Source organism: Caulobacter sp. FV1ye6ST (genome assembly GCF_058681225.1).
On record NZ_CM178733.1, the window covers coordinates 1,434,851 to 1,453,618 of the forward strand.

Below are 18,768 nucleotides of genomic sequence, written 5' to 3' on the forward strand. Positions count from 1 at the left end.
CCATAAATGGAAAATCCCGGGGCGCGTGAGCGCCCCGGGATCCGCCGCCTGAGAGACTATTGTTCTTCTTAGATGTAGCGGCGAAGCGAACGGGCGAGCTCGGTGGCGCCGCCCTTCTTCTTGGTCTGCTGCGGCTGGTAGGCCACGCGGGCGTGCTCGACGCAGTAGGGGCCTTCCGACGAGCGGCGGCCGCAGAAGGTGAAGCCGTCGGTCGACGGATCGCCGATCGGCCACTTGCACATGTGCGCGCCCAGGGTCAGCACGGTGGCCGAGCCCGGCTCTTCATGCCTGAAAGCCGGCAGCGAGGGGGGCGTCGAGGCCGAGGCCGAGGCCACGGGAACCGACGACGGCGCTTCGACCGGCGTCACGCGACGCGGGGCCGACGGCATGGCCTGGGCGGCCGGACGCGCCGGACGCGGAGCCTTGAAGGCCGGACGCGCCGGTTGCGAAGGGGCCGCGCGGCCCGAAAGGCCCAGGCGGTGCACCTTGCCGATGACGGCGTTGCGCGTGACGCCGCCCAGCTGCTTGGCGATCTGACTGGCCGAAAGGCCGTCCAGCCAGAGCTTCTTCAAGGTCGAAACCCGTTCGTCGGTCCAGCTCATAACCCGTCTCCGCCGTTTCGATGGAGGTGAAGCGCGTCCCCACGCTCCTCACCCCATATCTGGTGATCAAACCGCCCCGCCGGCGGTCGTCCTACTAGATATCGTAAAGAATGTGTTAAGGCGCACAATAGGCGGTAACGACTCTGTCCACAGAAACAAGATGTTGATTCAGGCAAGCCCAAGCTTGCGGAAAGGCGCCCCAGGGCGCACATGGCCAAGCAACACAACGGGTTGAGCGTATGAGAGACATGGCCAACAGCGTCATTCCGCCGCAGCCGCGCGACTATCACGGCTGGAATTGGTCCGGGTTCGTCACGCTGTATCAGCGCGAAATTCGCCGGTTCTGGAAGGTCGGCACCCAGACGGTGGCCGCGCCGGTGGTGACGACCCTGCTTTACATGCTGGTCTTCGTGGTCGCCGTGGGCGCCAGCCGGCCGGCGGTGGGTGGTGTGACCTTCGGCCATTTCGTGGCCCCCGGCCTGATCATGATGGCGATCCTGAACAACGCCTTCGCCAATTCCTCGTCGTCGCTGATCCAGGCCAAGATGATGGGCCTGACGCCCGACTTCCTGACGCCGCCGCTGTCGGCGCTGGAACAGGTTCTGGGGTTCGCCCTGGGCGCGGCGACGCGCGGCGTCGTGGTCGGGGCGGTCACCGCCCTGGTCATCGGGGTCCTCCCAGGCGCGGGCCTGCAGCTGGCCCACCCGTGGGCCATCGCCTATTTCGCCGTGACGGCGTCGCTGATCCTGGGCCTGGCCGGCATATTGGCCGGACTGTGGGCCGAGAAGTTCGACCAGCTGGCGGCGGTGACCAACTTCCTGATCATGCCGATGACCTTCCTGTCAGGCACCTTCTACCTGGTCGACAAGCTGCCCGAGCCGTTCCGCTCGGCCAGCCATTTCAACCCGTTCTTCTATCTGATCGATGGCTTCCGCTACGGCTTCATCGGCCATGCCGACGGCTCGCTCCTGATCGGCGTGGTCAGCATGGGCGTGCTGACCACCGGCATGTTCCTGTGGTGCTGGCGCCTGTTCGTCACCGGCTATCGCCTGAAGAGCTGAGGCCCCGCCGCCGACGATCCGGAAATTCGTCGGTTTTTCAGCGGCCTTCACAGTCCCTTGATTGACAGGACGGCGTTCCACGGCGACAACCTGCGGCCTTCCGGTCCCCGTGCTCACGCGCGGGGGCTTCTTTCCTTTTTGGGAGGCCGGTCTTGAGCACCGCGACGTCGTCCAACCCCTCGCAGCACCACATCATGGGCGTCTACAACCGCGCCCCGCTGGCGTTCGAGCGAGGCCGAGGCGCGCGCCTGTTCTCGACCGACGGCGGCGAATATCTGGACTGCGTGGCGGGCATCGCCACCGACGGCCTGGGCCACGCCCACCCCGTCCTGGTCGAGGCGCTGAAGACCCAGGGCGAAAAGCTCTGGCACGTCTCCAACATCTATCGGATTCCCGAGCAGGAAGAGCTGGCGGACCGGCTGTGCGCCCACAGCTTCGCCGACGTGGTGTTCTTCACCAATTCGGGCACCGAGGCGATCGAGTGCGCCCTGAAGACGGCCCGCAAGTATCACACCGCCAACGGCCAGCCCGAGCGAACCGAGATCTACGGCTTCGACGGCTCGTTCCACGGCCGCTCGTACGCGGCGGTCAACGCCTCGGGCAATCCCAACTATGTGGAGGGCTTCGGCCCCCGCCTACCGGGCTACAGCCAGCTGGTGTTCGGCGACCATGACGCCCTGAAGGCGGCGATCGCCAACCCGACCACGGCGGCGATCATCGTCGAACCCGTGCAGGGCGAGGGCGGCGCGCGCTCGATCCCCGAGCACTGCCTGGTCAGCCTGCGCCAGCTCTGCGACGAGCACGGCGTGCTGTTGATCTATGACGAAGTGCAGTGCGGCATGGGTCGGACCGGCAAGCTGTTCGCCTACGAATGGGCCCCGGGCGGCGAGCCGCACATCATGGCCATCGCCAAGGCCCTGGGCGGCGGCTTCCCGATCGGCGCCTGTCTGGCCACGACCGACGCGGCCAAGGGCATGGTCGTGGGCGTCCACGGCTCGACCTTCGGCGGCAATCCGCTGGCCATGGCCGTCGGCAAGGCGGCCTTCGACACGATCAACACGCCCGAGATCCTCGACAACGTGAAGGCCGTTGCAGGCTACTTCACCCAGCAGCTGACCGGTCTGAAGGACCGCTTCCCGGACGTGATCGTCGACATCCGCGGCAAGGGCCTGCTGATCGGCATCAAGCTCGTGCTGAACAACCGCGAGTTCATGGTCCTGGCGCGCGACCAGAACCTGCTGATCGCGGGCGGCGGCGACAACTGCGTGCGCCTGCTACCGCCGCTGAACCTGACCATCGAGGAAGCCAGCGAGGCGATCTCCAAGCTGGAAAAGGCTTGTGAAGTCGCCCGCGCCAAGGCGTCCGCCTAAGCAACAACAAGCACTGGCCGCCCGCTCCGGAATAGGGGGCGGGCGGAACCGTTAGGGATATGGCCAAGATGACCACCCCCCGGCACTTCATCGACCTGTGGAAGCTGGATGGCGCGACCCTGCGCCTGATGCTGGACGACGCCCACGCTCGCAAGGCCGCCCGCAAGGGCTGGCCGCGGGGCAAGGTCGACGCCGACGCGCCGGCCAAGGACCGCGTGCTGTCGATGATCTTCCAGAAGAACTCGACCCGCACCCGCTTCTCGTTCGACGCGGCCATGCGCCAGCTGGGCGGCAGCGCGATCATCTCAACCTCGTCGGACATGCAGCTGGGCCGGGGCGAGACCATCGAGGACACCGCCAAGGTGCTGTCGCGCATGGTCGACGCGGTGATGATCCGCGCCAACAGCCACGCCGACGTCGAGCGTTTCGCCCAGGTGGCCACCGTGCCGGTGATCAACGGCCTGACGGACAAGAGCCACCCGTGCCAGATCATGGCCGATATCCTCACCATCGAGGAGCATCGCGGCCCGATCGCCGGCAAGACCATCGCCTGGGTCGGCGACGGCAACAATGTCTGCTCCAGCTTCATCCATGCCGCGCCGCTGCTGGGCTTTACGCTGAAGATCGCCTGTCCGGCGGTCTATCACGCCGACCTGCACGACTTGGCGCGCGCCGAGGGCCTGCTGGGCAAGGTCAGCATGACCACCGACGTCAAGGCGGCCGTCGCCGGGGCCGACGTGGTGGTGGCCGACACCTGGGTGTCGATGGGCGACACCGACCATGACGAACGCCTGGCCGCGCTGGAGCCGTATCAGGTCGACGACGCCCTGATGGACCTCGCCGCCGACAATGGCGTGTTCCTGCACTGCCTGCCGGCTCACCGGGGCGAGGAAGTCACCGACGCCGTGCTGGACGGTCCGCGCTCGTTGGTGTGGGACGAGGCCGAAAACCGCATCCACGCCCAGAAGTCCGTGCTGGCCTGGGTGTTCGGGGCGATCGGGTAGGGGCTTTTAAGATCCTCCCCCGCGAGCGGGGGAGGTGTCGGCGGAGCCGACGGAGGGGGCAAGCTGGAGGTCGGCCGTGCTGGCCCCCTCCGGCCCTCTGGGCCACCTCCCCCGCGAGCGGGGGAGGATCTAAAAGCACGGCCCTCGCAATTCTCCTGTCGCTCACCTATCTAGCCTCCCCATGACCGACATCGCCCCCAATCCCGGCGTCCTCGACGACGTCGTTTCCGCATTCCAGATCGAAGGCCTGCCCGTGCGCGGCCGCGTCGTCCGCCTGGGCGACGCCGTCGACCAGGTGCTGACGCGTCACGCCTATCCGGAACCCGTCGCCAACCTGCTCGGCGAGGCCTGCGCGCTGGCCGCCCTGGTCGGCTCCAGCCTGAAGTTCGAAGGCCGGCTGATCATCCAGGCCCAGGGCGACGGTCCCGTGCGCTATGTCGTGGTCGACTATGACACCAGCGGCGGCCTGCGCGGCTACTGCCGGTTCGATCCGGAGGAGGTCGCGGCCCTCTCGGAAGGCTTCACGCGTCCGGGCGCCAAGACCCTTCTGGGCGGCGGCGTGTTCATCATGACCCTGGACCAGGGCGCGGACATGGACCGCTATCAGGGCGTCACGCCGATCGAAGGCGAGACCCTGGCCCTGTGCGCCGAGCAGTACTTCGCCCAGTCGGAGCAGACGCCGACCCGCGTGCGCTTGGCCGTCGGCCAGGTCGACACCGGCGAAGGTCCGAAGTGGCGCGCCGGCGGCATCCTGATCCAGATGATCGCGGGCGACCAGTCACGCGGCGACACTCAGGACGCCTGGACCCACGTCCAGGCCCTGTTCGAGACCACGGGCGAGGACGAGCTGGTCGACCCGACCCTCACGACCCCGACCCTGCTGTGGCGGCTGTTCAACGAGGACGGCGTGCGTCTCCTCGAGGAGAAGCCGATGCGGGCCTTCTGCCGCTGCTCGGACGAGCGCATCGCCGTGGTGATGGACTCGTTCTCGGCCGAGGAAGTCGCCGACATGGTCGAGCCCGACGGCAAGATCCACGTGACCTGCGAGTACTGCTCGCGCGTCTACAAGCTGGACGCGCCGGCGACGGCCTGACCCCGGTCCCTGAATGAAGAAAGCCGGCGCCCGAAAGAGCGCCGGCTTTTTTTGTCTGTTTCCCTGGCCGACCTAGTTCAGCTTCGCCGCCGCGCCGGGCAGGTGCAGGGAGAACTCGGGGATCTCGACCTCGAACATTTCGCCCTGGTCCGTGACCATCTGGTAGCTGCCCTTCATCGCGCCGGACGGCGTGGGCAGGGGGCAGTTGGAGACGTAGCGGAAGGCCTCGCGCGGCTTCAGCTCCGGCTGCTCGCCGACCACGCCGGAGCCCTCGACATCGTTGACGCGGTTGAAGGCGTCGGTGATCGACCAGCGGCGGGCGACCAGGGTGACGATCTCGGCCCCATGGTTCTCGATCTCGACCGTGTAGGACCACAGATAAAGGCCCTGGTCGGGCGAAGATTCCTCGGCGGCATAGACCGGGAAGACGCGCACGACGATGTCGCGCGTGCGGGCCTCGTAGGCTCCGCCGTCCTGGCCGCGACGTCGGCGCATCCGCTGCATCGGCGGGGAGGTTTCACGCCTGATCGAGCGCACGGATCACATCTCGCTGAAGGTCGGCCAGGCTTTCCAGGCCCACGGACAGGCGCACGCCGCCCTCGGTCACGCCCAGGGACGGGCGCTGCTCCTCGGGCACCGAGCGGTGGGTGGTGGTCGGCGGGTGGGTGGCCATCGACTTGGCGTCGCCGAGGTTGTTGGAGATGTCGACGATCTCCAGCGCGTTCAGGAACTTGAAGGCCGCCTCGCGCGAGCCGAGATCCATGGCGATCACCGTGCCGCCGCCGCTCATCTGCGCCTTGGCGACGTTGTGGCCCGGGTGGTCGGTGCGGAACGGGTAGAGCACCCGCCGCACCTTCTTGTGCTCGGCGATGGTGTTGGACAGGGCCAGGGCGCTGTCGGCCTGGCGGCGGACCCGCAGGTCAAGTGTCTCCAGACCCTTCAGCATCACCCAGGCGTTGAACGGCGACAGCGACGGGCCGGTGTGGCGCAGGCTGTCGCGATAGAATTCCTCGTTGATCGCCTCGCTTGTCAGGATGGCCCCGCCCAGCACGCGGCCCTGGCCGTCGATGTGCTTGGTGGCCGAGTAGACGACGACGTCGGCGCCCAGCTCCAGCGGCTGCTGGAAGATCGGGGTCGCGAAGACGTTGTCGACGATCACCTTGGCGCCGACCGCGTGAGCCATCTCCGAGACGGCGCGGATGTCGGTGATTTCCAGGACCGGGTTCGAGGGCGTCTCGATCAGCACGGCCTTGGTGCCGGGGCGGATCGCCGCTTCCCATTCCCTGAGGTCGGTGGCGTCGACGAAGGTTGTCTCGACGCCGAAGCGCGGCAGCCACTCGCTGATGATCCAGCGGCACGAGCCGAACAGGGCGCGGCCGGCCACCACGTGGTCGCCGGCGCGGACCAGGCCCATCAGAGCGCTGTGGATCGAGGCCATGCCGGTGGCCTGGGCGCGGCATACTTCGGCGCCTTCCAGCAGGGCCAGGCGGTCCTCGAACATCTTCACGGTCGGATTGTTGAACCGCGAATAGACGAAGCCCGGGTCCTCGCCGGAGAAGCGGCGGTCGGCGGCCTCGGCGCTGTCGTAGGTGAAGCCTTGCGTCAGATAGAGCGCCTCGGCGGTCTCCATGAACTGCGACCGCGCGATGCCCCCACGAATGAGCTTCGTCGCGACGTCCCAGTCTTTTGGATCCTCGGCCACGGGCCCCGCCTCTCTACGCTTGAAACCGCCGGCATAAGGAGTGGCGAGGGGGCCTTGGTCAAGCCTGAACGCCCCGTCCGCGAGCGGAGAATTGTCACGGGCGAAAATCACATTGTCACGGGCGAACGGGCGCCTCTCCCGCCTTGCCTTTGTGGCGCGGTTTCGCGAGTGTCGCGCCGATGACCGACGCCCACGCCGCGGGGATTCTGCCCTGCCAGACCATCGAGGACCTGATCGCCGAAGAGGCGATCACCTCGGCCACGCCGTTCGATGCCGATCAGGTGCAGCCCGCCAGCCTGGACCTGCGGCTGGGCGCGCGCGCCTGGCGCGTGCGCGCCTCGTTCCTGCCGGGCCTGGGCCGCCGTGTGGTGGAGCGTCTCAAGGATGTGGCCATGCACGAGCTGGACCTGACCAAGGGCGCGGTGCTGGAGAAGGGCTGCGTCTACATCGCCGAGCTGCAGGAGAGCCTGGCCTTGCCAGGCAATGTCTCGGCGCGCGGCAATCCCAAGAGCTCGACCGGCCGGGTGGACGTGTTCGTACGCCTGCTCACCGACCACAGTCGCGCCTTCGACGACGTGGACGCCGGCTATGACGGTCCGCTCTACATGGAGATCGCGCCCCAGACCTTCTCGGTGCTCGTGCGCTCCGGCACGCGGCTGAACCAACTGCGTCTCAAGCGTGGCGAACCGGTCAAGCTGTCGATCAAGAGCGTGGGCGTGGACCTGACGCCGGGCCTGAACGGCCTGGTCGGCTTCCGCGGCCGCCGCCACGCCGGGGTCGTCGACCTGGATCACGAGGACGGCCACGACCCGCGCGACTACTGGGAGCCGCTGGAGGCTCGCCACGGTGAACTGCTGCTGGATCCGGGCGAATTCTACATCCTGGCCTCCAAGGAAGACATCGAGATCCCGGTGATGGAAGCGGCCGAGATGACGCCGATCGACCCGTCGGTCGGCGAGTTCCGCGTCCACTATGCCGGCTTCTTCGACCCGGGTTTTGGCACCGAGGAGGCCCTGGCGACAGGCTCCAAGGGCGTGCTGGAAGTGCGCAGCCACGAGACGCCCTTCCTGCTCGAGGACGGACAGACCGTGGCCAGGCTGGTCTACGAACCGCTGACCGCGCGCCCCGTCCGCCTTTACGGCGAGGGTGGCTCGCACTACCAGCGCCAGGGCCTGAAACTCTCCAAGCATTTCAAGGCGTGGAGCTGAGCTTCAGCGCCTTGAGGCGTTAGGTCGCGGACCCCGTTCACTCGCGCCTTACCAAACAGCCGCTTATCTGAGGGGCCGGTTTGATAGGGCCTCGAAGTATGCGCGTCATGTCCGAGAGCGCCCGTCGGGCGAGGGCTGCCTGCCTCCGTGAAAGCGCGTCGCTGGGTAGTCCGCGGGCTGCCGCGAAGGTGTCGCAGCCGCGCCGCGCGGCAACGCGCCGCACCACATCTAGTGGACAGTCGGTGCGGTTACACAAATTCTAGTCCTCGTCCTCGCGGGCGGCGACTCACCGAGTCGCCGGGTTGCGAGGCTGGTTAAATCTCCACGGAGGCCGTCTTGGCCCGCATCGCACATGATCGGTTCCTGATCCTGCAAGGCCGCGTCGAGGCCTGGGAGCGGTGCGCGCGCATTCCCGGCTGCGACAAGGCTGTTTGGCGCCAGGACGCCGAAGGCCGTGTGATCCGCTGGGCCGACTTCGGCGATCGCTTCTCGCGCTACGGCTGGGAAGCGGTCAGTCGTCCGCGCCCCGGCGTGCTGGGCCGCGCCCTGTCGGTCAAGCGCCTGGAGGCCATCCACTGGCGCGGCCTGACCCGCGACGGAGCGCCGACGGACCCATTCCTGGATCGCGAGGCGGCCTGATCTCTTAGCCTAAAACGTCAGCGCCTCCGCCGCTTAGTCTGGTGTGCCAGACAGAATGACAGCCACGCTTGACATAAATCCGCTCCGGTGTGACAAGTTCGCTTGTCAAATTGAGAGGGGTGCTTGTCATGGAAGATGCAAAGCCCAAGTGGACCAGGTGGGTCCTGTTCTTCGCCGGCGCGGCGGCGCTGTCGGCCATTCCGTTCTGGCTGGCCTTCGCCCGCCCGTTCTCGGGCACGGCGATGCTGGTGGCGATGCTGGTCTGGTTCCTGGTCTACATGGCCTATATCTATGTCGGCTCGTCGAGACTGAAGGCCGGCCGGATCGGTCCTGTCATGAAGCGCTATCGCCGCCGCCTCGCGGTGGCGATGATGGCCTACTTCCTGTTCCTGATCGGCTCGCTGACCCTGTTGCGCGGCGACCACCTCACCGGGCCGCTGCTATGGATCGTGGCCGCCGCGCCGGCGATCCCGATCCTGGGCGTGTTGGTCGTCATGGGCCTCTATCTCAAGGAAGAGCCCGACGAGTTCGAGCGCATGGTCCACGTCGAGGCCATGCTGTGGGGGCTGGGCGCGGTATTGGGCGTCAGCACCGTCTGGGGTTTCCTGAGCAATGCCGGCGTCATTCCCGCACCGCCCTTGTTCATGACCTTCCCGCTGTTCTGCCTGGCCTGGGGCTTTAGCCAGCCCATCATTCGGAGGCGGTACCAATGAAAAACCGGCTCAAGGTCCTCCGCGCCGAGCGCGACTGGAGCCAGGCCGATCTCGCCGAGAAGCTTCAGGTCTCCCGCCAGACCATCAACGCCCTTGAGACGGGCAAGTACGACCCCAGCCTGCCGCTGGCCTTCAAGATCGCCCGGCTGTTCGAGCAGCCAATCGAAGCGATCTTCCAGGACGAGGCCTAGGTTTCGTCCCGGCGGGTTCGCCCGCCCCGTTTCCGCGCTTTCCCATCCATCGCTTGGCGGCCCGACCGCCGAAGCCTTCCGCACGCCTCTTTCCCAAGGAGAAAGACCCATGAACAAGCTTATGCCGCGCATCCACCTCTTCGCCGTCTTGATGGCCATTCTGTCGGCTATCGGCGTCTTCGGCGGCAACCACGCCCATGCCGCCGCCCCATCCGACGGCCGCATGACGGTCACCGTCACGGGCAAGGGTCCCGACGTCATCCTGATCCCCGGCCTGGCCTCGTCGGGCGCGGTCTGGGACGAGACCGTCAAGCAACTGGCGCCGACCCATCGCGTCCACGTCGTCCAGGTCGCGGGCTTCGCCGGCGCGCCGGTGGCCGGCAACGCCGAGGGGCCGGTCGTCGAGCCGCTGGTCGAGGCGGTCGACGCCTACATCAAGACCAATCACCTGACGTCGCCGGCCGTGATCGGCCACTCGATGGGCGGCTTCACCGGCCTGATGCTGGTCAGCCGTCACCCCGAGGACGTCAGCCGCCTGCTGATCGTCGACAGCCTGCCCTTCTTCTCGTCGCTGTTCTCGCCGACCGCCACCGCCGAAAGCATGAAGCCCCAGGCGGCCGCCATGCGCGACGCCACGGTCGCCATGAGCGCCGACGCCTTCGCCAGCCAGCAGGCGATGACCCTGCCGCGCATGATCAAGTCGTCGGAAGGCCAGAAAGCGGCCCTGGCCTGGTCGGTCGCCTCGTCGCAGTCGGTCGTCGGTCGCGCCATGTACGACCTGCTGACCACCGACGCCCGTAGCGCGCTGCCGGCCATCAAGACGCCGACCACGCTGCTCTATCCCTACGATCCGGCCATGGGCGCGCCGACGGCGATGATCGACAAGACCTATGCCGACGCCTATGCCGGCCTGCCGGGCGTCACCCTTAAGCGCATCGACGACAGCCGCCACTTCATCATGATCGACCAGCCCAAGGCCTTCGCCGACGCGGTCCAGACCTTCTTGAAGTAGGCTGGCTTGAAGTAGGCTGGCTTGAAGTAGCGGGCGGCGCGGTCCAAGCATGGGGCCAACGGTCAACGGGGGTCCCATGCCGCGCAATCTTTACCGGTCGGCCCGTCGCGTCGCGGCGGGTCTGATCTCCGTCCTGGTGCTGGGTTTCGCCGGAACCGCCCTGGCCGAGCCGGCGCTGTGGAAGATCCATGACGCGGACTCGACCATCTATCTGTTCGGCACGATCCATGTGCTCAAGCCCAGCACGGTCTGGCGCTCGCCCAGGATTGACAAGGCCCTGAAGGACAGCGGCGACCTGACCCTGGAGATCGTCGGCGCCGACGATCCCGCCGTGATGCAGCCGCTGGTGCTGAAATACGGTCTGGACCCGAACAACCCTCTGTCGGGCAAGATCGACGCGGCCGCCTTCCAGAAGGCCTCGGGTCTGGCCCAGGCCGGTGGCGTGCCGCCGCAACTGTTGAACGCCATGCGGCCCTGGCTGGCGGCGGTGCAGCTGTCGCTGATCCCGGTGATCAAGGCCGGCTACGATCCCAAGAGCGGCGTCGAGCCGATCCTGGCCGCCGAGGTCAAGGCCGCCGGCAAGCGGGAGGGCGCCTTCGAGACGCCGGAGCAGCAGATCCGCTTCTTCGCCGACCTGCCGATCAAGACCGAGGTGGAGTTCCTCAGCTCGACCCTCGACGAGGCCGATGAGGGCGTGGACAAGATCGACAAGATGGTCGCCGCCTGGGCCGCCGGCGACACCGCCGCGCTGGAGACCGAGTTCGTCACCGAGATGAAGGGCCAGTACCCGGCGCTCTACGACCTGCTGATCACCAAGCGGAACCAGAACTGGGCCGGCCAACTGAAGACCAAGCTAGCGGGCAGGGGCGTCAGCTTCGTCGCCGTCGGCTCGGGCCACCTGGTGGGGCCGGACAGCGTCCAGGTCCAACTGGCCAAGCTGGGCATCAAGGCCGAGCGCGTGGAGTAGGGGGAGGGACCTTGGAGCGGGCGGGGGGAATCGAACCCCCGACATCAAGCTTGGGAAGCTTGCGTTCTACCTCTGAACTACGCCCGCCAAAGGGACGCTTCGTTTAGCCTGGGATGTCCGCCTACTCAAGGCGCCTTCACGCGGTCGGGTCTCGGATCTCCGGCCAAGCTGACCCAATTGCGCCGCACAGTTCGTCTTCCTGTCCGGCGCGAGACGGATAGGGATTCGATCGGCGCGTGGAAGTCATCACGGAAATCGCTCGGAACGCTGAACTGGGCCAAGACCCGCCGAGCCTGGCGTTCGGCGAGGTGACGGTCGATATCGAAAGCCGCCACGTGCGAACCGCCACCAACTCCAGCAGCCTGGAGCCGAGGGCCTGTGATCTGCTGCGAACCCTGGCCGCGCGGCCGGGCCTGACGGTCTCGCGCGGCCATCTGATCGAGACGGTGTGGGGCCAGGACGAAGGCTCCGACGGAACGCTCAGCCAGGCCGTGTCCACGCTGCGCCAGGCCCTGGGCGACGACGACCGCGCGCCGCGTTTCATCGAGACGGTGCCTGGGCTCGGCTATCGCTGGATCTTCGAGGAGGCCCCCGAGCGCCTGCGCCCGCCGTCCGCGCGCTGGCTGGGACGGGTCTGGGCGGCGGGCGGCGCGGCGATCGCCGCTGTCGTGGGCGGACGTGACGGGATCGGCGCTCGCGCCGTCACCGCCGGGTCGCGAACCGGCGACCACCTTTGATATCGTCGAGCCTCAATGCTTGGCCCCGCAACGGGTCAGCATGTCGGCCAGGGCAGAAGCCTCGATAGGCTTGGGCAGGACGTCGTCCATGCCCGCGTCGCGGTAGCTGTCGGTTTCCTCTTCCTGCAGGCTCGCGGTCACCGCCACGATCGGCACCCTTGAGCGGCCGGCGCGGGTTTCTTCCTCGCGGATCTTTCGGGTGGCTTCGATGCCGTCCATCACCGGCATGTGGACGTCCATGAAGATCGCCGTCCAAGGTTCGCGACGCCACGCCTCGACGGCCTCTTGGCCATCGGCGGCGAACGCGCAGGAAACGCCGAACGACCCGAGCAGGGCCTCCATGATCCGACGGTTCGTGGCGTTGTCGTCAACGACCAGAAGTCGCGGCGAGCCTCCCGAGGCGATCTCAAGACGTTCCGTCGTCGCCGCCGGGGCTGGCCGCTCCGCGGTGATCGGGCAGGGGACAACGATGCGGAAAACGGAGCCCCTTCCTGGGGTGGAGGAAACGGTCATTTCGCCGCCCATCCGGCTGACGAGACTCTGACAGAGCGCCAGGCCGACGCCCACGCCGCCGATCTCTCGCGTGGACGAATCGTCACCCTGGCTGAAGCGCTCGAAGATCGCCGCCAGTTTTTCGGGAGGGACCCCGTCGCCGGTGTCGCTGACCTCGATGCAAAGCGTGTCGTCCTGACCCGCGATGCGACAATCGACGCCGCCCTCGCGGGTGAACTTCAGGGCGTTGGTCAGCAAAAGGCTGATCGCCTGGCGCAGGCGGTCGATATCGCCGCTTCGCGTCTCGCGTTCCGCCGCCTCCAGCAGCATGGTCAGTCTCAGATGCTGCGCCTCCGCCGAGGGGCGGTGCAGGTCGTCGAGGGACTGAACCAGGGTCGCCAGGCGGAAAGGCGCGGTCTTCAGCGCCAGTTCGCCGTCGTCCAGGCGCGACAGGTCCAGCACGTCGTCGATCATCTGGCGCAGGCGACGCGCGGAGTTCTTCATCTCCAGCACCTGAGCCCGCTGGGTTTCGACCATCTTGGACTGAGTGAGCATCTGGCCGACGCCCAGGATGGCGTTCAGGGGGGTGCGCATCTCGTGGCTGACGGTCGCCAGGAAGCGCGACTTCGCCCGGTTGGCGGCCTGGGCCTGATGCGTCGCCAGCTCCAGTTGCCGCGTGCGGAGCGCCACGCGTTCTTCCAGGGCTCGGTTGAGGACGTTCAGGTCCGAGCCGCGGCGCGCCAGGGCCTCGATCAGCTCCTGGTTTTCGTCACGAAGCTGAATGGCGTCGACCAGCAGGCGGTGGTTGTTACGATGCCCCGCCAGCATCACCAGGCAGAACATCGCGCCCAGCACCCCCAGCGGCGTCTCCGAGCGTGAGGCGAAGATCATGGTCAGGGACGCGGGCAGCAGGATCAGCGCGATATAGATCCGTCCTGTGATCTTCATCGGCGACAAGACCCCCGTCGCGCCGCCGGCCAGGGCCGACAGCACCACGATCGTGACGTACCGGGTGCGCTCGCTGTCGATCGGGAAGCGCGCGCAAGCCAGGAGCGCCCACAGTCCGGCGCTGACCAGAAGGCCGGCCGAGAATATCGCCGAGATCACATCCAGCCGTTTGGCCAGGACGCCGCCCCGCAAGGCGGAGATCAGAAGCCGGTCGACGACGAGCCTCAACGCCAGGACAGCCAACGCCGCGGCCAGCCATATCCGGTAATAGCCCGCTTCCGTCGGCGCGGCCGCCAGGGTCACGCCGATCGCCGCCGCGGCCTGGACGGCCATGGTCGCCTTGCTGTTGCGGGAGGCATGACCAAGCAGCGCCAGGCCCAACGGGTTGTCACGGATAGGGACGGTAGGTTGCGCGAGGGGCATCGGCCGTCTCCATAGAACAACGTTTTCTCCGTCCTCCTATGGTCAAGTTCCCGGCATGAGTCACGGCGCGTGGCGAGCGACATAGCGACGCGCCGCACGGCAAACGGCCCGGAAACCATGTTCCGGGCCGTCGCTGGTGGGACAGGCGTTGGCGCTCAGGCTCAGGCCTTGATGAAGGCCAGCAGGTCCGGGTTGATGATTTCCGGATGGGTGGTGGCCATGCCGTGCGGCAGCCCGGGATAGGTCTTCAGCGTGCCCTTCTTCAGCAGCTTGATGCCCAGGCGGGCGCTGTCGTCGATCGGCACGATCTGGTCGTCCTCGCCGTGCATCAGGAACACCGGCACGTCGACCTTCTTCATGTCTTCGGTGAAGTCCGTTTCCGAGAAGGCCTTGATGCAGTCGTAGTGGGCCTTGGTTCCGCCCATCATGCCCTGACGCCACCAGTTCTCAACGGTGGCCTGCGACACCTTCGCGCCGGGGCGGTTGAAGCCATAGAACGGGCCCGCCGCCACGTCGTGGAAGAACTGGGAGCGGTTGGCGATCTGGGCGGCGCGGAAGCCGTCGAACACCTCGATCGGCAGGCCGCCCGGGTTCTTGTCGGACTTGACCATGATCGGCGGCACGGCGCCGATCAAAACGGCCTTGGCGACCCGGCCCGGCTTGGCGCGGGCGACGTAGTGGATCACCTCGCCGCCGCCGGTCGAGTGACCGACGTGGATTGCGTTCTTCAGGTCCAGGTGGTCGGTCAGGGCGGCGACGTCGGCGGCGTAGGTGTCCATCTCGTTGCCGGTGTCGGTCTGGGTCGAGCGACCATGGCCGCGACGATCATGGGCGATGACCCGGAAACCCTGGCCCAGGAAGAACATCATCTGGTTGTCCCAGTCGTCCGCGCTGAGCGGCCAGCCGTGGTGGAACACGATGGGCTGGGCGGTCTTGGGACCCCAGTCCTTGTAGAAGATCTGCGTGCCGTCCTTGGTGGTGATGAAGCCGCTGCTCATGTTCGGTGCTCCTTGAGCGGCCGTCGCGACGGCCGGGTTGGCGAGGGTGGGGATGGCCGCGAGCGCGCTGAGCGCCAGCCCGCCGGCGAGCACGCCGCGACGCGAGGTTTCGATCGGTTCTTTGGCGTCCATGGTCTTGCCCCTGGTGTGTGACCGCCGCGCGAAGCGGCGCGCCGTCGTTCTGCGAGACGGACATTGGCCCAGGAGGGCGAGCCGGGATTGGACGGCCTGGACGTGGTTTGAATGTTCATGAGGCTTGTCGCTCGATGCGCGCGCCGACCTGGAATGCAAAACGCCGCCCGGCGGACCGGGCGGCGTTCAAAAAGCGTCTCGGATCGGAGCGCTTAGTTGCCTTGCGGCGGCTGGCCTTCCGGCGGCGGGCCGGGAGGCGGGCCGCCGTCCTGCGAACGACGGGCGCGCATCTTTTCGAAGGCGGCCTTCAGCTCGTCCAGGGTGACCTTGCCGTCGTTGTTGGCGTCGATCATGGCGAAGCGGTCGGCCGGGCGGCCCGTGGCGTCCCACTCGGCCTTGTCGACCACGCCGTCGCCATTGGTGTCCCAGCGCTTGAAGATGTCTTCCGGCGCCGGCATGCGACCGGGCGGCGGGCCTTCCTGAGCCAGGGCGGCGCCGCCGGCCAGGGTGGTGAGCGAAGCGAGCGCGACGAGAAGCGTGCGGCGCATGGTGGGTTTCCTTCCCCGATAGATGTCCCTGCCAGCGTGGATGAGCCGCGATTGTTGCGGCCTTATTTCGGGATTGGGGCGGGAAAGGGGGACTGGCAGGGGGCTACTCGCGCGTTTCGGAGCCCTTCACTGCTAGCTTCCAGTTAGTCGGCATTCACAGCATTCCATTCCTCTCGCGTCATACCTGGAACGCTTGCTTCGACAGGTCGAAACGCAGATGGGACGAATTCCGCCATGTCGCCTACAATTTCGTACAGACGTTGTGTTCTGTAGTGAATAATTTCGAGTTGTTTAGATTCAAAGTGTCGGTTCTGAAAGCCTATGGCCAACATTCTTACAAGTGGTTCGATGTCAGTCAGTTGTAATCGTGCCATTCTTAGAGCAGAAAGGGCCCCGGGTTCAGGCACTTCAATCAGTGGTATTTCGTCTAGTATTTTCCTGGCGCTCGTTAACATCTCTCTTATGGCGGATTCGCCGAGATACGGCTCGCCAGCGTCCACGTGCTGACACGCGCAGTAGATGGTGTTCATAAAGCCCGCAGCTTCGACGATGGCGGTGTAGATAGCTCCCAGCACGATCGTTTCGCGGCGTCGTTGTTGCTCTAGCTGTATTTGCCGCGCCTTTGCGACTTGATGTGTCGTTGCCCAAATCGCGACGAAGATTGCTGCCACAGAGCCAGCCGCTTGAGCCCAGGCGGCGGCGTCCCTGCTGGTCGCGAGCTTCCACACGCCAATATAGAATCCCGTCGGAATCAGCATCACGCCGACAAAGAGCGTGCAGCAGCCCAAAATTGTTATGTTGGCCCAACGCATGAGGGCGACGCTCTCATGATTCTTGTTTGCCGGGTGGAGCCGGGCAGGCGCCTCAGTGCTTGCCGCGATCGCGGCCGAAGTTCGGTTCGGCGCTTTCCTGGCCGGCCGCGACGATGCCCCGGCGGATGGCCCGCGTTCGGGTGAAGTGAGCGTGGAGGGTGTCGGCGTCGCCCCAGCGGATGGCGCGGCTCATGGCCTGCAGGTCCTCGGTGAAGCGACCCAGCATCTCCAGCACCGCGTCCTTGTTGGCCACGAAGATGTCGCGCCACATGGTCGGGTCGCTGGCGGCGATGCGGGTGAAGTCGCGGAAGCCCGAGGCCGAGTACTTGATGACCTCGTTCTCGGTGACGTTCTCCAGGTCGGCGGCGCTGCCGACGATCGTGTAGGCGATCAGGTGGGGCAGGTGGGAGACGACGGCCAGGACGAGGTCGTGGTGCTTTTCCTCCATCAGCTCGACCTGGGCCCCGAAGGCGCGCCAGAAGGCCGACAGCTTGGCGACGGCGGCGGCATAGTGCTCGTCGTCGCTGTCGAAGGGGGTCAGGATCGTCCAGCGGTTCTCGAACAGCTCGGCGAAGCCTGAGTCGGGACCCGACTGCTCGGTGCCGGCGATCGGGTGGCCGGGGATGGCGTAGATCTTCGACAGGTCCTGGGCGCGGAAGGCCTCGCCGACATTGGCCTTGGTCGAGCCGACATCGGTCAGGGTGGCGCCGGCTTTCATGGCGGGGATGACGACGGCGGCCAGCTCGGGGATCGATAGCACCGGCGTGGCGATGACCACCAGGTCGGCGTCCTTCACCGCTTCGGCGATGTCGCCGGTGACGTGTTCGGCGATGCCCAGTTCGACCGCGCGGGCGCGGTTGGCCTCGCTGGCGTCGACCACCGTGACCTCGCCGACGACGCCATGCTCGCGCGCCGCGCGGATAACCGACCCGCCGATCAGGCCGCAGCCGATGACGGTGAGCTTGGGGTAGAGGATCCCTGGAGCCGACATCTATCGCCCCATGAACTCGCTCAGCAGATCCACGACCGCCCGGTTCTGGTCTTCCAGGCCGATGGTGATGCGGATCGCGTCGGGCAGATTGTAGTTGGCCACGGCGCGGACCAGATAGCCCTTCGACGCCAGGAAGGCCTCGGCCTCGCGGGCGGTCTTGCCCGGCGTTGTCGAGAAGTTGGCCAGGACGAAGTTGGCCGCCGACGGTGTGACCTCCAGCCCCAGGCCGCCCAGCTGTTGAGTCAGCCATGGACGCCACAGCTCGACCAGGGCCAGCGAGCGCGCCTGGAAGTCGTCGTCGAACAGAGCCGCGACGGCGGCTTCCTGACCGGGGATCGAGGTGTTGAACGGCGGGCGGATGCGCTCCAGGGGTTCGATGATGTGCTCGGGCGCATAGCCCCAGCCGACGCGCAGGGCGGCCAGGCCGTGCAGCTTCGAGAAGGTGCGCGTGACGATCACGTTCTCGGCGGCGCGGGCCAGGTCCAGGCCGTCCTCGAAGCGCGGATCGCTGCAGAATTCGGCATAGGCGCCGTCCAGCACCAGGATCACCGACGGCGGCAGGGCCGCGTGCAGGGCGCGGATCTCCTCGCCCGTCAGCCACGTGCCGGTCGGGTTGGCGGGGTTGGCGATGAACACGAGGCGCGTGCGCTCGTCGACGCACTTGACCGTCTCGTCGATGTCGATGCGGTGGTTGATCTCCTTGGCCATCCGCACCTGCGCCTGGCAGGCGCGGGCGCCGATGGCGTAGGCGGCGAAGCCGTGCTCGCCCTGGACGATGTTGTCGCCGGGCTCGAGATAGGCCTGGCACAGCAGGGCGAAGATCTCGTCGCTGCCGTCGCCGAAGGTCAGGCGCTCGGGCTCCAGCTTGAAGCGCTCGGCCACGGCGGCGCGCAGGATATTGGCCTTGCCGTCCGGATAGATGTGCATCCGGTCGACCGCGTCGCGATAGGCCTGCTTGGCCTTGTCGCTGCTGCCCAGGATGTTCTCGTTGCTCGACAGCTTGATGGGGTGCTCGATGCCCTCGATCTTCGACTTGCCGCCCACATAGGCGTGGATGTCCATGATCCCGGGCTTGGGGACGGGACGGGGCGCGGCGAAGCGATCGGTGGGAGCGGCGGTCATCGG

20 protein-coding genes, 1 tRNA gene and 1 pseudogene are annotated in these 18,768 nt (G+C 67.0%); 12 read left to right on the forward strand and 10 right to left on the reverse strand.

From position 1 onward, the window contains the following. Window positions 1-68: 68 nt before the first annotated feature. A complete protein-coding gene (gene gcrA, locus ACW175_RS06975; RefSeq protein WP_492103872.1) occupies window positions 69-602 on the reverse strand; it encodes a cell cycle sigma 70 cofactor GcrA in 534 nt (177 codons plus the stop codon). 239 nt (window positions 603-841) lie between these two features. Here gcrA and ACW175_RS06980 point away from each other — a divergent pair, with 239 nt between their 5' ends. The 5 genes and pseudogenes from ACW175_RS06980 (at window position 842) to ACW175_RS07000 (ending at window position 5,130) form a co-directional block, all read left to right on the forward strand. Beyond that, window positions 842-1,663 (forward strand): ABC transporter permease, encoded by an 822-nt coding sequence (locus ACW175_RS06980; protein WP_492103873.1) that lies wholly within the window; start codon window positions 842-844, stop codon window positions 1,661-1,663. Window positions 1,664-1,815: 152 nt separating this feature from the next. Then, the gene (locus tag ACW175_RS06985; protein WP_492103874.1) at window positions 1,816-3,033 is read left to right on the forward strand and encodes an aspartate aminotransferase family protein; all 1,218 of its coding nucleotides are present in this window, start codon (window positions 1,816-1,818) and stop codon (window positions 3,031-3,033) included. Between the two features lie 68 nt (window positions 3,034-3,101). Next, a complete protein-coding gene (argF, locus tag ACW175_RS06990) occupies window positions 3,102-4,037 on the forward strand; it encodes an ornithine carbamoyltransferase (protein WP_492103875.1) in 936 nt (311 codons plus the stop codon). A 10-nt stretch (window positions 4,038-4,047) separates the two neighbouring features. Then, a pseudogene (locus ACW175_RS06995) lies at window positions 4,048-4,167 on the forward strand (hypothetical protein); the annotation flags it as partial. A 51-nt stretch (window positions 4,168-4,218) separates the two neighbouring features. Further along, the gene (locus ACW175_RS07000) at window positions 4,219-5,130 is read left to right on the forward strand and encodes an Hsp33 family molecular chaperone (protein WP_492103876.1); all 912 of its coding nucleotides are present in this window, start codon (window positions 4,219-4,221) and stop codon (window positions 5,128-5,130) included. 72 nt (window positions 5,131-5,202) lie between these two features. On the opposite strand, the gene apaG is transcribed toward ACW175_RS07000, so the two are convergent. Both apaG and metZ read right to left on the reverse strand, forming a co-directional pair. Continuing rightward, the gene (apaG, locus tag ACW175_RS07005; RefSeq protein WP_492103877.1) at window positions 5,203-5,667 is read right to left on the reverse strand and encodes a Co2+/Mg2+ efflux protein ApaG; all 465 of its coding nucleotides are present in this window, start codon (window positions 5,665-5,667) and stop codon (window positions 5,203-5,205) included. Further along, the gene (gene metZ / locus ACW175_RS07010; protein WP_492103878.1) at window positions 5,648-6,832 is read right to left on the reverse strand and encodes an O-succinylhomoserine sulfhydrylase; all 1,185 of its coding nucleotides are present in this window, start codon (window positions 6,830-6,832) and stop codon (window positions 5,648-5,650) included. The genes apaG and metZ overlap by 20 nt, the downstream gene beginning before the upstream one ends. A 179-nt stretch (window positions 6,833-7,011) precedes the next feature. Here metZ and ACW175_RS07015 point away from each other — a divergent pair, with 179 nt between their 5' ends. From ACW175_RS07015 to ACW175_RS07040, 6 genes are all read left to right on the forward strand, one after another. Further along, on the forward strand, window positions 7,012-8,040 hold the full coding sequence (locus ACW175_RS07015; RefSeq protein ID WP_492103879.1) for a 2'-deoxycytidine 5'-triphosphate deaminase: 1,029 nt from the start codon (window positions 7,012-7,014) through the stop codon (window positions 8,038-8,040). 336 nt (window positions 8,041-8,376) lie between these two features. Next, entirely contained in the window at window positions 8,377-8,679 is a 303-nt protein-coding gene (locus tag ACW175_RS07020) for a hypothetical protein (RefSeq protein WP_492103880.1), read from the forward strand. Between the two features lie 128 nt (window positions 8,680-8,807). Continuing rightward, on the forward strand, window positions 8,808-9,392 hold the full coding sequence (locus ACW175_RS07025; protein ID WP_492103881.1) for a hypothetical protein: 585 nt from the start codon (window positions 8,808-8,810) through the stop codon (window positions 9,390-9,392). Continuing rightward, a complete protein-coding gene (locus tag ACW175_RS07030) occupies window positions 9,389-9,583 on the forward strand; it encodes a helix-turn-helix transcriptional regulator (protein ID WP_395444243.1) in 195 nt (64 codons plus the stop codon). The genes ACW175_RS07025 and ACW175_RS07030 overlap by 4 nt, the downstream gene beginning before the upstream one ends. Window positions 9,584-9,692: 109 nt before the next feature. Further along, window positions 9,693-10,595 (forward strand): alpha/beta fold hydrolase, encoded by a 903-nt coding sequence (locus tag ACW175_RS07035; RefSeq protein ID WP_492103882.1) that lies wholly within the window; start codon window positions 9,693-9,695, stop codon window positions 10,593-10,595. Window positions 10,596-10,671: 76 nt separating this feature from the next. Continuing rightward, window positions 10,672-11,562, forward strand: a complete 891-nt coding sequence (locus ACW175_RS07040) for a TraB/GumN family protein (protein WP_492103883.1) — start codon at window positions 10,672-10,674, stop codon at window positions 11,560-11,562. Window positions 11,563-11,574: 12 nt separating this feature from the next. Here the strand turns inward: ACW175_RS07040 and ACW175_RS07045 are convergent. After that, window positions 11,575-11,649, reverse strand: a tRNA-Gly gene (locus tag ACW175_RS07045). A 149-nt stretch (window positions 11,650-11,798) separates the two neighbouring features. On the opposite strand from ACW175_RS07045, the gene ACW175_RS07050 reads away from it, so the two are divergent. Further along, entirely contained in the window at window positions 11,799-12,299 is a 501-nt protein-coding gene (locus ACW175_RS07050) for a winged helix-turn-helix domain-containing protein (RefSeq protein WP_492103884.1), read from the forward strand. 12 nt (window positions 12,300-12,311) lie between these two features. Here the strand turns inward: ACW175_RS07050 and ACW175_RS07055 are convergent, their stop codons facing one another. From ACW175_RS07055 to hisC, 6 genes are all read right to left on the reverse strand, one after another. After that, complete coding sequence (locus ACW175_RS07055) at window positions 12,312-14,162, reverse strand: ATP-binding protein (protein ID WP_492103885.1); 1,851 nt, start codon at window positions 14,160-14,162, stop codon at window positions 12,312-12,314. Window positions 14,163-14,323: 161 nt separating this feature from the next. Further along, window positions 14,324-15,160: an alpha/beta fold hydrolase gene (locus ACW175_RS07060; RefSeq protein WP_492104917.1), complete on the reverse strand. Its 837-nt coding sequence runs from the start codon at window positions 15,158-15,160 to the stop codon at window positions 14,324-14,326. A gap of 344 nt (window positions 15,161-15,504) precedes the next feature. Next, entirely contained in the window at window positions 15,505-15,840 is a 336-nt protein-coding gene (locus ACW175_RS07065; RefSeq protein WP_492103886.1) for an EF-hand domain-containing protein, read from the reverse strand. Between the two features lie 143 nt (window positions 15,841-15,983). Continuing rightward, window positions 15,984-16,652: a hypothetical protein gene (locus ACW175_RS07070; RefSeq protein WP_492103887.1), complete on the reverse strand. Its 669-nt coding sequence runs from the start codon at window positions 16,650-16,652 to the stop codon at window positions 15,984-15,986. 52 nt (window positions 16,653-16,704) lie between these two features. Next, a complete protein-coding gene (locus ACW175_RS07075) occupies window positions 16,705-17,643 on the reverse strand; it encodes a prephenate/arogenate dehydrogenase family protein (protein WP_492103888.1) in 939 nt (312 codons plus the stop codon). Further along, the gene (gene hisC / locus ACW175_RS07080; RefSeq protein WP_492103889.1) at window positions 17,644-18,765 is read right to left on the reverse strand and encodes a histidinol-phosphate transaminase; all 1,122 of its coding nucleotides are present in this window, start codon (window positions 18,763-18,765) and stop codon (window positions 17,644-17,646) included. Window positions 18,766-18,768: the final 3 nt, after the last annotated feature.